Source organism: Streptomyces sp. 2A115 (assembly GCF_052245575.1).
Classification (GTDB): Bacteria; Actinomycetota; Actinomycetes; order Streptomycetales; family Streptomycetaceae; genus Streptomyces.
On record NZ_JBQQCG010000150.1, the window covers coordinates 1 to 12,452 of the forward strand.

The 12,452-nt window shown below is 69.4% G+C and carries 11 protein-coding genes; 4 read left to right on the forward strand and 7 right to left on the reverse strand.

Features of this window, described 5'->3' with window-relative positions:
• Positions 1-286 (forward strand): hypothetical protein (locus tag ACTWQR_RS54035; RefSeq protein ID WP_443234720.1); only part of this gene is annotated, 286 nt, incomplete at its 5' end.
• Positions 287-461: 175 nt separating this feature from the next.
• On the opposite strand, the gene ACTWQR_RS54040 is transcribed toward ACTWQR_RS54035, so the two are convergent.
• A complete protein-coding gene (locus ACTWQR_RS54040) occupies positions 462-1,469 on the reverse strand; it encodes a stage II sporulation protein M (RefSeq protein WP_443234721.1) in 1,008 nt (335 codons plus the stop codon).
• Positions 1,470-1,586: 117 nt separating this feature from the next.
• Between ACTWQR_RS54040 and ACTWQR_RS54045 the strand changes: the two genes are divergently transcribed.
• Complete coding sequence (locus ACTWQR_RS54045) at positions 1,587-2,657, forward strand: RDD family protein (RefSeq protein ID WP_443234722.1); 1,071 nt, start codon at positions 1,587-1,589, stop codon at positions 2,655-2,657.
• A gap of 23 nt (positions 2,658-2,680) precedes the next feature.
• Here ACTWQR_RS54045 and ACTWQR_RS54050 read toward each other — a convergent pair whose 3' ends face one another.
• Positions 2,681-3,295, reverse strand: coding sequence for a hypothetical protein (locus ACTWQR_RS54050; RefSeq protein WP_443234723.1), 615 nt, complete (start codon positions 3,293-3,295; stop codon positions 2,681-2,683).
• An 80-nt stretch (positions 3,296-3,375) separates the two neighbouring features.
• Positions 3,376-4,833, reverse strand: coding sequence for an adenosylhomocysteinase (gene ahcY, locus ACTWQR_RS54055; protein WP_443234724.1), 1,458 nt, complete (start codon positions 4,831-4,833; stop codon positions 3,376-3,378).
• A 470-nt stretch (positions 4,834-5,303) separates the two neighbouring features.
• On the opposite strand from ahcY, the gene ACTWQR_RS54060 reads away from it, so the two are divergent.
• Together ACTWQR_RS54060 and lepB are read left to right on the forward strand one after the other, a co-directional pair.
• Entirely contained in the window at positions 5,304-7,613 is a 2,310-nt protein-coding gene (locus ACTWQR_RS54060; protein ID WP_443234725.1) for a fructose-specific PTS transporter subunit EIIC, read from the forward strand.
• A 102-nt stretch (positions 7,614-7,715) separates the two neighbouring features.
• A complete protein-coding gene (gene lepB / locus ACTWQR_RS54065) occupies positions 7,716-8,384 on the forward strand; it encodes a signal peptidase I (protein WP_443234726.1) in 669 nt (222 codons plus the stop codon).
• A 165-nt stretch (positions 8,385-8,549) separates the two neighbouring features.
• Here lepB and ACTWQR_RS54070 read toward each other — a convergent pair whose 3' ends face one another.
• From ACTWQR_RS54070 to ACTWQR_RS54085, 4 genes are all read right to left on the reverse strand, one after another.
• Positions 8,550-9,527, reverse strand: a complete 978-nt coding sequence (locus tag ACTWQR_RS54070) for a cation diffusion facilitator family transporter (protein WP_443234727.1) — start codon at positions 9,525-9,527, stop codon at positions 8,550-8,552.
• Positions 9,528-9,722: 195 nt separating this feature from the next.
• On the reverse strand, positions 9,723-10,874 hold the full coding sequence (gene manA, locus ACTWQR_RS54075) for a mannose-6-phosphate isomerase, class I (protein ID WP_443234728.1): 1,152 nt from the start codon (positions 10,872-10,874) through the stop codon (positions 9,723-9,725).
• A gap of 63 nt (positions 10,875-10,937) precedes the next feature.
• Positions 10,938-12,065 (reverse strand): SIS domain-containing protein, encoded by a 1,128-nt coding sequence (locus ACTWQR_RS54080; protein WP_443234729.1) that lies wholly within the window; start codon positions 12,063-12,065, stop codon positions 10,938-10,940.
• Between the two features lie 40 nt (positions 12,066-12,105).
• Positions 12,106-12,276: a Trm112 family protein gene (locus ACTWQR_RS54085; RefSeq protein ID WP_079103719.1), complete on the reverse strand. Its 171-nt coding sequence runs from the start codon at positions 12,274-12,276 to the stop codon at positions 12,106-12,108.
• Between the last annotated feature and the right edge of the window lie 176 nt (positions 12,277-12,452).

Consider the following 12,452-nt stretch of genomic DNA (forward strand, 5'->3'; position numbering starts at 1 on the left):
GAACGGGGTATCAACATATCTGGCGTTGATTTTTGGCACGCTGTTGAGTTCTCAAGGAACGGACACTTCCTTCGTACTCACCCACAGAACCTTCTCCGGGGCTTTCCTCCGGGCGTTTCCCTTCGGTGTTTCCCAATCTTACCAGATCCGTTTTCCGTTCGGAATTCGTTTCCGGTGGCCAATTGGAAGGCCTTCGCTTATTCGATTGCCTTACGGCTCTCTTTCGGCGAGTCCGACTTTATCAGAAGTTTTTGACCGGCCTGACCGGCCACTCGTTCCTGAATAATTCGGGGAGCTCCTCTGGAATCGAGTCCCAGGAAGCTGACAGATTTTCACTGCTGCCACCGAACCTGTCCATCCAGTTCTAGGCAACTGTGTAAATCTACCTCCCCACACGTCCCGTGTCAACCGGTCCCGTGGGGCGAAGTGGACACTAGCAGCTCAGTCAGGGTTCCCGCACATCAGGCGGCGGTCGGTACGGAGGCGCTGCGCTCGGCCTCCTCGACGTCGCCCGTCTCGCCGGCCCGTGCTGCGCGACCGCCCAGGACGTAGACGTACGCGAGGAAGGCCAGCTCTGCGGCTATGCCGATGCCTATGCGGGCCCAGGTCGGGAGACCGGACGGGGTGACGAAGCCTTCGATGGCGCCGGAGACGAAGAGGACCAGGGCGAGGCCTATCGCCATGCCCAGGGCGGCGCGGCCCTCTTCGGCGAGGGCTGCGCGGCGGGTGCGGGGACCAGGGTCGATGAGCGTCCAGCCGAGGCGCAGACCGGTACCCGCCGCTACGAAGACGGCGGTCAGTTCCAAGAGGCCGTGCGGGAGGATGAGGCCGAGGAAGGTGTCGAGGCGGCCGGCCGAGGACATCAGACCGATGCCAACGGCAAGGTTGAGCATGTTCTGGAAGAGGATCCAGATGACCGGCAGGCACAAGAAGATGCCCAGGACCAGGCACATCGCGGCGGCCTGGGCGTTGTTCGTCCACACTTGGGCCGCGAAGGACGCCGCGGGATGGCTCGAGTAGTACGTCTCGTACTGGCCGCCGGGGCGGGTGAGATCTCGCAGCTCACTGGGGGCCGCGATCGAGGACTGGACCTCGGGGTGGGTACCGATCCACCACCCCAGGAGGGCGGCTACAACGGTGGAGAGCAGCGCGGTGGGGACCCACCAGTGGCGTGAGCGGTAGACGGCTGCGGGGAAACCGTGTGTAAGGAAGCGGGTGACATCGCGCCACGAAGCGCGGCGGGTGCCTGTTACGGCACTACGCGCGCGTGCCACGAGTTGGCTGAGGCGGCCGGTGAGTTGGGGGTCTGGTGCGCTGGACTGGATCAGGGAGAGATGGGTCGCCGTGCGCTGGTAGAGGGCGACGAGTTCGTCGGCCTCCGCGCCGGTGAGGCGGCGTTGGCGGCGTAGGAGTGCGTCGAGCCGGCCCCATTCGGCGCGGTGGGCGGACACGAAGACGTCGAGGTCCATCGGGTTGGCTGCTCCTCGGCTGCTCGTCGTGTGGTCAGCTTGTCGCACTGCGGCGCGATGTGCCCTCAGCTTGGCAGACTGGCTGTCCTCGGGGCAGTTCGGGGAAGGACGGCGGGCGTGAGTGAGCTTGTGACGGGCGAGGCGGTGGCGCTGGAGCTGCGGCCGGCGAAGCTGCCGAGCCGGGTGTTGGCCGTGCTGATCGACCTGGCGGTGGCGATTGCCGCGTACATCGCCGTGACCGTGGCCCTGGTGGCGTCCACGGCTGCTCTTGACGAGGCGGCACAGACGGCGGTGTCGATTGCCGCTTTCCTTCTTGTGCTGGTGGGCGGGCCGATCGCCGTGGAGACGCTCAGTCATGGGCGGTCGCTCGGGAAGCTGGCGTGCGGCCTGCGGGTCGTGCGTGACGACGGTGGGCCGATCCGGTTCCGGCATGCGCTGGTACGGGGGGCGGTCGGTGTGGTCGAGATCCTGATGACGTTCGGGATCGTGGCGTGCATCGCGTCGCTGGTGTCGGCGCGTGGGCGGCGGCTCGGTGATGTGTTCGCGGGGACCCTGGTCGTGCGGGAGCGGATTCCCGTCGGGCATACGTCCTTCGTTCCTCCGCCTCCGCCATGGCTCTCAGGGCGGTTCTCCGGACTTGATCTGTCCGCCGTTCCGGATGGGCTGTGGCTGGCTGTCCGGCAGTACCTGACGCGGATGCAGCAGTTGGATCCGCAGGTCGGCTGGGCGATGGCGGAGCGGCTCGCGGCGGATGTCGCGGAGCGCACCGGGGCTCCGGCGCCGCAGGGCGTTCCGCCGGCGGCCTATCTGGCTGCCGTGATGCAGGAGCGGCAGGCGCGGGAGGTCCGGCGGGCCTTCGGTCCTGGGGCGGCCGTCGGTGGTGGTCCTGTCGCGGGTGGGAACGTGGCCGGTGTGCCGGGCGGGGGCGGGCCGGTGATGCCGTACGCCGTGGCGCAGCCGCCTGGCCCGGCCTTCCCTTCTTCCCCCTCGGATACGGCACCGACGATGCCACCAGGGCAAGGAGCGCCGGTCGCGGCTCCGGCGCCTGCTCCGTCGGGAGCTCCCGCCTCGCCCCCTGCCGTGGCCCCGCCGAAGGACCCGGCCGGGCCAACCCCGCAGAACACAGGCACAGCCGCGCAGAATGTCGGCACAGAGCGCGCTGCCACTGGGTTCGTCCCGCCCACGTAAAGGGACGCCTGTCAATGCCGTCGTCAGCTGAAGACCGACGGCGGTGATGCAAGATCCTCCAGCTCGATGCCGGGTGCGGAGAGAACCACGTCGCCGGAGAGGTGGATGGCGTGCTGCTCGCCGGTGTCCAGGGCTGTGACCTGGTATTCCTCCACGGTCAGGGGGCCACTGTCAGTGGCGTGTGCTTCTCTCGTGATCAGGGCCCAGGACTGGTCGAGGGTGCGCGGGGCGAGGACCGGGTCGGTGAAGGCGACGAGGCGTACACGAGTGGCGGAGGCATCGGGGGTGAGGCGAAGCAGACGTGCGGTGGCGATGAGGAACGCGGGGGATGTGCCGGTGAAGGCGTGGGCGCGGACATTGCCTTCGGTGGCGTGAAGTCCCGTGGGGTCGGTGCGGACCCAGGTGACGCCGTCGATGGCGGCGCCGCGGACCTGCCAGCCCGAGGCGTGGAGTTCGAGACGGATAGGGCGGCCGAGGTCGTCGAGGGCCAGGTCGACGGAGCCGGCTTGGCCGCCGGAAGGGGTGGTGAGTTGCGAGACGTAGCGCCAGCCGGAGGGGCCGGGCGCGCAGTGGAAGTGCTCTTCAGCAAGGGGGGTGTGGTCGTGCGGATCATGAAGCGAATATCGGCCGCGGGGCATGGTGGCTCGGGTCCTTGTATGGGGCAGGCCCCCGCCGGGACGGCGAGGGCCTGCTGACAACCGTTGGCTGAGCGCTGGGCTCAGTAGCGGTAGTGGTCCGACTTGTACGGGCCGTCGACCTCGACGCCGATGTATGAGGCCTGCTCGGGGCGGAGCGTCGTCAGCTTCACGCCGAGCGCGTCGAGGTGGAGGCGGGCGACCTTCTCGTCGAGGTGCTTGGGCAGCACGTAGACGTCGGTCGGGTACTCGGCGGGCTTGGTGAACAGCTCGATCTGGGCCAGGGTCTGGTCCGCGAACGAGTTGGACATCACGAACGACGGGTGGCCGGTGGCGTTGCCCAGGTTCAGTAGGCGGCCCTCGGAGAGGACGATGAGCACCTTGCCGTCGGGGAACTTCCAGGTGTGGACCTGCGGCTTGACCTCGTCCTTGACGATGCCCGGGATCTTCGCCAGGCCGGCCATGTCGATCTCGTTGTCGAAGTGGCCGATGTTGCCCACGATGGCCTGGTGCTTCATCTTGGCCATGTCCGAGGCCATGATGATGTCCTTGTTGCCGGTCGTGGTGACGAAGATGTCGGCCTTGTCGACGACCTCGTCGAGGGTCGTGACCTGGTAGCCGTCCATCGCCGCCTGCAGTGCGCAGATCGGGTCGATCTCGGTGATGATCACGCGGGCGCCCTGTCCGCGCAGGGACTCCGCGCAGCCCTTGCCCACGTCGCCGTAGCCGAAGACGACCGCGGTCTTGCCGCCGATGAGGACGTCGGTGGCGCGGTTGATGCCGTCGATCAGGGAGTGGCGGCAGCCGTACTTGTTGTCGAACTTCGACTTGGTGACGGCGTCGTTGACGTTGATCGCCGGGAACAGGAGGGTGCCCTCGCGCTGCATCTCGTACAGACGGTGGACGCCGGTCGTGGTCTCCTCGGTCACGCCGCGGATCTCCGAGGCGAGCTGGGTCCACTTCCGTGAGCCGTTGGAGATCGTCCGGCCCAGGAGCTCCAGGACGACGCGGTGCTCGTCCGACTCCGCGGTGTCGGCGGAGGGGACCTTGCCGGCCTTCTCGTACTCGACGCCCTTGTGGACGAGCATGGTGGCGTCACCGCCGTCATCCAGAATCATGTTCGGGCCGCCGGTGGGGGTGTTCGGCCAGGTCAGCGCCTGCTCCGTGCACCACCAGTACTCCTCCAGGGTCTCCCCCTTCCAGGCGAAGACCGGGATGCCCTGGGGGTTGTCCGGCGTGCCGTTCGGGCCCACCGCGATGGCGGCGGCCGCATGGTCCTGGGTGGAGAAGATGTTGCAGGACACCCAGCGGACCTCGGCGCCCAGGGCGACGAGGGTCTCGATGAGGACGGCGGTCTGCACGGTCATGTGCAGCGAGCCCATGATTCGGGCGCCGGCGAGCGGCTGAGTGGCGGCGAACTCCCTGCGGATCGACATCAGGCCGGGCATCTCGTGCTCGGCGAGGGTGATCTCCTTGCGGCCGAACTCGGCCAGGGAAAGATCGGCGACCTTGAAGTCCTGTCGGTTGTCGACAGTGGTCATACGAGCTGCTCCTCGGGTTGGGGCGAGGTGGATACGGCTGGTCTGCGCGGCGGCGGGCACTACGAGCGCCCACGGACACACGAATGCCCGGTGCCTGTGCGCAGCGCAGTCCGTCGGAGGCCCTCTCTCCCTCGGTCGGTCCGCGAGGACCGCCCGACCGCCATCAGCAGCGACGTCTGGCTCGGTTACGAATCTACACCGATCGGCTCAGCGAACCCCAGTCCGCCTCCGGACAGATGAAGCGGACGGTGAGGGTCCGTTGAGCCGAGGACAGGGTGCAACAGGCCTGGATAATCCGGGCTTTTGAACCTTTGATCCTGCACTGGGGTCTGTTGCAGGATGCCGGGGATCGGGATCATGTGCGGAACCTCGCAGGCCGAGATCCGACCGAGATCGTCGCGACAGCAGACCGCGATCCCCCACAACGTAGGCGCGCGATCCCCACACAACAAAGGCGTTAGGAGATCCAGGTGACCAGTCCGGCCGGCCTTCCCCCCACGGGCGGCGGCAGCGGCGAGCGGCAGCGGTTGAGGCTGCTCGCGGTGACCGCCTGTCCCACCGGTATAGCCCACACCTACATGGCGGCGGAGAAGCTCTCGCAGGCGGCGGAGCGACTCGGCATCGACATGAAGGTGGAGACGCAGGGCTCGATCGGGGCCGAAAATGTACTCACTGACAACGATGTCAGCACCGCTGATGGCGTCATCGTCGCGGCCGACAAAGACGTGGACCTGAGCCGGTTCGCCGGGAAGCGGGTCGTGACGGTGGGAGTCGCCGAGGGAATTCGCCATCCCGAGCGGCTGATCGAGCAGGTGCGGACCGCGCCCGTGCACAACGGCGGGTACGGGCGCGGAGCAGCCGTACCCGCGAGCGGCGGTGACAGTGACGGCCGTGGCAGTGGCGGTGGCGGTGGCGGCAAGGAGCGGAGTGTCGTTTACAAGGCGCTGATGAACGGCGTCAGTTACATGATCCCGTTCGTCGTGGTCGGTGGGCTGCTGATCGCGATCTCGCTGTCGCTGGGCGGGCACACCGATCCGTCCGGCGGGCTGGTCATCCCGAAGGACTCCTTCTGGACGGACGTCAACAACATCGGTGTCATCGGGTTCCAGCTGATGGTGCCGATCCTGTCCGGCTATATCGCGTACGCGATCGGGGACCGGCCGGCGCTGGTGCCCGGGATGATCGGCGGGTGGATCGCCAACACCGGTTCGCTGTACGACTCCAAGGCGGGCGCGGGCTTCATCGGGGCGATCGTCACCGGGTTCCTGGCCGGTTATCTGGTGCTGTGGATCAAGAAGGTCAAGGTTCCGAAGTTCGTCCGGCCGATCATGCCGATCATCGTGATCCCGATCGTGGCGACGACGGCTCTCGGGCTGTTCTTCGTCTTCGTGATCGGAAAGCCCATCTCCTGGGTCTTCGAGCATCTGACGGACTGGCTCAGCGGGATGACCGGGACCAGTGCCGTGCTGCTCGGCGCGATTCTGGGGCTGATGATCGCGTTCGACATGGGTGGGCCGGTCAACAAGACGGCCTTCCTGTTCGGTACGGGGCTCATCGCGACCGGCAACCAGGAAGTCATGGGCATGTGCGCGGCCGCGATTCCGGTGATGCCGCTCGGCCAGGGGCTCGCCACGCTGATCCGGCGGCGGCTCTACACGGAGCAGGAGCGCGAGACGGGTCTGGCCTCGCTGTTCATGGGCCTGTTCGGGATTTCCGAGGGCGCCATTCCCTTCGCCGCCGCGCGGCCTGCGCAGGTCATACCGGCCAACATGGCGGGCGGTGCGGTGGCCGGGGCGGTCGCCGGGCTGGCCGGGGTCGAGGACGCGGTGCCGCACGGCGGGCCGATCGTGGCGGTGCTGGGCGCCGTGGGCGGCGTACCGATGTTCTTCGTGGCCGTGCTGATCGGGACCGTGGTGACGGCGCTGACGACGGTCGCGCTCGTCGATGTGAGTGAGCGGAAGCGGGGCGGAGGGCCGCTGGTTGGCGGGTTCCCGGCGGAGGACGAGTCGGCGCTCGTTGGTGCGGGCGCGGGCGGTGGTACGGGCGGGGTCGTCGCTCAGCGGGCGGCGAGCGCCGCCTTGCGGGCGACCACCGAGCGGATCGCCGGGACGCAGGCCGTCGCCCCCGCGCCGGGCCCCGGCACCTCAGCGGAGGCGACTACCACTGAACCGACCACCGAACCGGCCTCAGAACCGTCCACCGCCGACGCGTCGACAGCCGGCGCATCGACAGTAGACGCCCCTGCCGAAAAGCCCATCAGCACGCTCGTCGAAGCCCGCACCGAAGTATCCGCCGAGACGCCGCCCGGAGCGCCGGCGACCGGCGAAGTCCTCTCTGGCTACCTCACCGGGCAGACCGTCAAGGTCCGGCTCGACGCCGGCGACAAGGAGGCCGCGATCCTGGAGATGGCCGGGCTGCTGGCCGCCACCGGCAAGGTCGCGGACGTCGAGGAGTTGGTACGGACGGCGTTGCGGCGCGAGGCGCAGGGTACGACCGGGCTGGGCGAGGAGATCGCGATTCCGCATGCCAAGAGCGACGCGGTGACCGCGCCGGTGGTCGGGTTCGCGCGATCGGCGGAGGGCATCGAGTGGGGTGCCCCGGACGGTACGAAGGCCAAGTTGGTCTTCATGATCGCCGTGCCGGAGGCCGCCGCCGGCGATGAGCATCTGCGGATCCTGGCGGTGTTGTCCCGGAAGTTGATGGACACCGGCTTCCGCGAGCGGCTGACAGCGGCTCCGGACGAGGCGGCGATCCTCGGAGTACTCCGCGAGATTCAGTAGTCGCGAGGTTCAGTAGTCGTACGTCCGTCGTGCGTCAGTCGTACGTCCGGTTCGCCGCTGGTCTCTGCGCCTGCGGATGCGCCGCATGGGGAGGGAACGTCGATGGGCAGTGTGCGAAGGCTGGCGGTCACTGCGTGGCTGGTGGGGCCTTTGGGGCTGGTGATGCCCATCGGCTCATTGCTGTATGTGCGATCGGCCTATACGTGGGTCACTGTGGTGAGCGAGAACATGGCACCGACGTACACCGTCGGCGAGCGGCTGATCGTGGAGCGGATGGACGGCGACGAGGTGGGCCGGGGAGACGTCGTGGTGTTCGAGGTACCCGAGAGAAACGTCAAGGGTGCCGTGTTGCAGCGCGTGATCGGGCTGGGCGGCGACCGAGTCGTGTGCTGCGAGGGTGCGGACACGGGCGAGCGGATCACCGTCAGCGGGAAGCCGCTCGCGGAGTCCTACGTGATGGACGGCATCGCCGATGGGATGAATCGGCCATACGACGTGAAGGTGCCGTCCGGGCGGCTTTTCCTGCTGGGTGACCACCGCGTGAACTCGATGGACTCGCGCTTCTACGAGAGCGAGGAGCACCGGGGCACGGTGGCGAACGGGGCCGTTCTGGGACGGGTGGGGGACGGGTTCGGCGGGGCCGCCGTGTGGTTCGGGGGTGCGCTGCTCGGGCTGGTCCTCGCGCTCGTCGGGCTCGGCCTCGGGATCGCCGCGCTGGTCGTACGGAAACGGGCGGCGCCCCAGCTACCGCCGTGGCCCGTACGGGTCTGAACGCGAGTACGTCGGCGTCGGCCTGAACGCAAGGACACCGGCCTGCGCGCAAGAACAGGCCGGCGCGTACGTACGTGACTGGGGCCCGCCGAGCTGCTCGGCGGGCCCCAGTCACGTACGTACGAACGAGGGCGGATCCGGATCCCCTCCTCGTACGAGAAGAATTCAGTGCTCGCCGGTCTTTGCCGGCCCCCCGGGCGCGGCCTCTCGGTCCCGGCCCTTCGCTGCCTCGGTCTCGCTGAAGATGTCGGGCTCCAGGTAGATGACGCGGGCGATCGGGACGGCCTCGCGGATGCGGGACTCGGCGGCGTTGATCGCGGCGGCTACCTCGGTGGCCGTGTCGTCGTGCTGGACCGCGATCTTGGCGGCGACCAGCAGTTCCTCGGGGCCGAGGTGGAGCGTGCGCATGTGGATGATGCCGGTGACCGTGTCGCCGTCGACGATCGCGGCCTCGATCTTCTGGACGTCTTCCAGACCCGCGGCCTCGCCCAGGAGCAGCGACTTGGTCTCGGCGGCCAGGATGATCGCGATGAGGATGAGCAGGATGCCGATGCAGAGGGTGCCGATGCCGTCCCAGACGCCGTCGCCGGTCGCCAGGGCCAGGCTCACGCCGACGAGGGCGAGGATCAGACCGACCAGCGCGCCCAGGTCCTCGAGCAGGACGACCGGCAGCTCGGGCGCCTTGGCGTGGCGCACGAACTCCTTCCAGGACTGCTTGCCGCGCGTGAGGTTGGACTCCTTGATGGCCGTCCGGAAGGAGAAGGTCTCGGCGATGATCGCGAAGACGAGGACGCCCACCGGCCAGTACCAGTGGTCGATCTCGTGCGGGTTCTTGATCTTCTCGTAGCCCTCGTAGATCGCGAACATGCCACCGACCGAGAAGAGGACGATCGAGACGAGGAAGGCGTAGATGTACCGCTCGCGGCCATAGCCGAAGGGGTGTTGCGGGGTCGCCTCGCGCTGGGCCTTCTTACCGCCGAGAAGCAGCAGGCCCTGGTTGCCGGAGTCGGCGAGCGAGTGCACGGACTCGGCGAGCATCGACGACGATCCACTGAAGATGAACGCCACGAACTTCGCTACCGCGATCGCGAGGTTGGCGGCGAGTGCCGCCACGATCGCTTTGGTGCCGCCTGACGCGCTCATGTGCTCCCGATGTCCCTTCGTCTGCCATCTCGGTCTCGGCCGCTCGTCTGCCAACTCGGCTGCCGTCCCGGGCTTTGCCCGTCCTTTGCGGTGGGCCATTGTTGCAGCCCGGGCCGACATCGGTGCGCCCGGCCGCCACAGCGGCTTCTTCAAGCCACTTCCGTGACCCACCCAGGGCCGTCGGCGCGGTCGCGCTCAGGCGACCACCGTGGCCCGGAAAACGCTGCCGGTCCCGGACACTTCTGCCCTTTCGCCCGCCGGTACGAACACGGACTGGCCGGGGGCGAGGGTGTGTTCGCCCGCCTGTACGGAGCCCGCGGTGCACAGCAGGATCTGCGGGGTGCGGCGGGTGAGGTCGTGGGCCGGGGCGCCTTCCGGGAGGGCGTAGCGGGAGAGGCGGAACTCGTCGATGGGGGTCTCGTAGACCTCCTCGCCGTCGGGGGACGCCTCGGGGCGCAGCACGCCCGGGCCGCTCGCCTCGAAGCGGACGATGCGCAGGAGTTCGGGGACGTCGACGTGCTTGGGGGTGAGGCCGCAGCGCAGGACGTTGTCGGAGTTGGCCATGATCTCGACGCCGAGGCCGTTCAGGTACGCGTGCGGGACGCCGGCGCCGAGGAACAGGGCTTCGCCGGGCTGCAGTCGGACGTGGTTGAGCAGCATCGCCGCGATGACTCCCGGGTCGCCCGGGTAGTGGTGGGCGAGGTCGGCGTACGGGGCGTGGGCGCCGCCGAGCCGGGAGCAGGCCGCCGCGGCTTCGGTGACCGTGGCGGCCATCTCCTCGCGGTCCGCTGACAGCACGGCTGTCAACACCTCGCGCAGCGCGGCCTCTTCGGGGTGGGCGTGCAGCAGGTCGACGTACGGCTTGAGGGAGTCGACCTCCAGGGCCGCGAGCAGGTCGGCGGCCTCCAGGGGGGGCCGGAATCCGCACAGGCCGTCGAACTCCGTTAGCGCGCAGATCAGTTCGGGCTTGTGGTTGGCGTCCTTGTAGTTGCGGTGCGGGGCGTCGATCGGGACGCCCCGCAGCTCCTCGTCCTCGTAACCCTCCTTCGCCTGGGCGAGGTTGGGGTGCACCTGGAGGGAGAGGGGGGCGCCCGCGGCCAGGATCTTGAGGAGGAACGGGAGGCGCGGGCCGAACTTGGCGACCGCCTCTGGGCCCAGCTCGCGCTCGGGGGCCGCGTCGATCACCTCGGTGAGGGGGCCACGGGCGGTGCGCGAGGGCGCGCCCGGGTGGGCGCCCATCCACATCTCGGCCTGCGGTTCGCCGGTCGGCTCGACGCCGAGGAGCCGCGGGATGGCCGTCGTGGAGCCCCAGGCGTAGGGGCGGATGGTGTTGTCGAGGCGGTCCATCTGTCTTTTTTTCTCCGTACGTACGCTGCTCAGCGGGCGCTGGTCAGGAGGCGTGGCTCAAGATCAGGCCCCGGAGGCGAGCGCCAGGTAAACGGCGGCGAAATCCGTGATGGCGATCAGTTCGGCGACAGTCTCCAGGTCGCCGCCGTCCTCCGGTTCGAGCTCACTGATCGCCGTGTCGTGGCTGAGGGCGAGTTCGCGGGCGGAGGGAGCGGCGCTCAGGCCCGTGGGCGGGCGGTCGCGGAGGAGGACCACGCGCGCGTGCATGACCGGCTGATCCTCGACGCGGTCGCGGAAGAAGTCCTCGGGGTTCGCGCCGGCTGCCAGCGCGCCCGAGAGCAGGACGCTGTGCGCGGCGAGCGCCTCGGGGAGCTCGGCGGTGAGCGCGGGGTGGCCCGCCAGCTCGGCGAGCGCGGCGACGAAACGCCGGCCGGCGGGGCCCGCGGACGGGCCCTCGGTCCAGATCACCGGGAGCGCCTCGGCGAGCTCGGCGGCGAGGGTCTTGGCGGGATTGCTGTACATCGCGATGGCGGGGCCGCAGCGCTCGGCGACCTGGTCGAGGCGGTCGGCGACCTTGTGCAGGGCCTCGGGCGGTGCGGTGATCAGGCCGGTGCGGTCGAGGAGTGCGAGCAGCGGGGTGAGCAGTGCCCACAGGACGCCGGGGGCGGACGGGGCTGCGGGTTCGTCCTGCTCGTACGGGGCGGTCGCCATCGGTACGAACAGGCCGTGGGCGCCGTCCACCGCCTCGGCCAGCGGGGAGCGGGCGGGGGCCACGGCGGCGACGGTGCTGCCGCGCCGATAGGCCTGCTCGATCAGGAGCGAGAGGCCGGGCTCGCTGCCGTCGGGGGTGGCGATCAGGAGCAGGTCGACGGGACCGGCCCAGCCGGGCAGCTCCCAGCGCATGGCGCCCGCGGCCGGGGCGACGCCGGTGGGGGCCAGGCGGGTGACGGGTGAGCCGGCGCCGGCCAGGGTGCCGAGCAGGTCGGCGGCGCAGATCGCGGCGGCTCCGGGACCCGCGATCATGACGGCGCGAGGGCGGCCGTCCGGCTTGAGGTCGGGGATGCCCGACTCGGCGGCGTGCCGGGCCGCGGTACGGACGCGGGCGCCCGCTTCGGCGGCACCGCGGAGCAGGCCTCGGCGGTCCGCCTCCGACAGTGCCTCGGGGGCGTCGAGCAGCGTTTCGTCGAACATGGGCGGCAGCCTCCGGTCGCCGGTTCGTTCTTTGCGGGCCTTACGCGGGGCGGCGGGCCTCGTCGACCAGGAGGACCGGGATGCCGTCTCGGACGGGGTACGCCAGGCCGCAGTCCTGGCCTGTGCAGACCAGCTCGGTCTCCTGCTCCTTGAGCGGAGCGTGGCAGGCCGGGCAGGCGAGGATCTCCAGGAGGCCGGCTTCGAGCGGCATTGGGGTGTCCCTTCGAACGGGTCGATGTGCGGATCGTTGAACGGGGGATGCGGCCTGGTCAGAGTACCGCTGTGAAGGGCTGGGCGCCGGGAATCGTCGCCCCGTCGCCCCTACCCTGGGGGGCTGCGCCCCCAGACCCCCCTTTCGGCCTGAACGGCCTCGTACTCAAACTGCGC

Bases quoted from the DNA above. Each gene is read 5' to 3' on its own strand.
- ACTWQR_RS54040 (WP_443234721.1), bottom strand. From the start codon at position 1,469: ATGGACCTCGACGTCTTCGTGTCCGCCCACCGCGCCGAATGGGGCCGG.
- lepB (WP_443234726.1), top strand. From the start codon at position 7,716: ATGGGCAGTGTGCGAAGGCTGGCGGTCACTGCGTGGCTGGTGGGGCCT.
- ahcY (WP_443234724.1), bottom strand. From the start codon at position 4,833: ATGACCACTGTCGACAACCGACAGGACTTCAAGGTCGCCGATCTTTCC.
- manA (WP_443234728.1), bottom strand. From the start codon at position 10,874: ATGGACCGCCTCGACAACACCATCCGCCCCTACGCCTGGGGCTCCACG.
- ACTWQR_RS54085 (WP_079103719.1), bottom strand. From the start codon at position 12,276: ATGCCGCTCGAAGCCGGCCTCCTGGAGATCCTCGCCTGCCCGGCCTGC.
- ACTWQR_RS54050 (WP_443234723.1), bottom strand. From the start codon at position 3,295: ATGCCCCGCGGCCGATATTCGCTTCATGATCCGCACGACCACACCCCC.
- ACTWQR_RS54080 (WP_443234729.1), bottom strand. From the start codon at position 12,065: ATGTTCGACGAAACGCTGCTCGACGCCCCCGAGGCACTGTCGGAGGCG.
- ACTWQR_RS54070 (WP_443234727.1), bottom strand. From the start codon at position 9,527: ATGAGCGCGTCAGGCGGCACCAAAGCGATCGTGGCGGCACTCGCCGCC.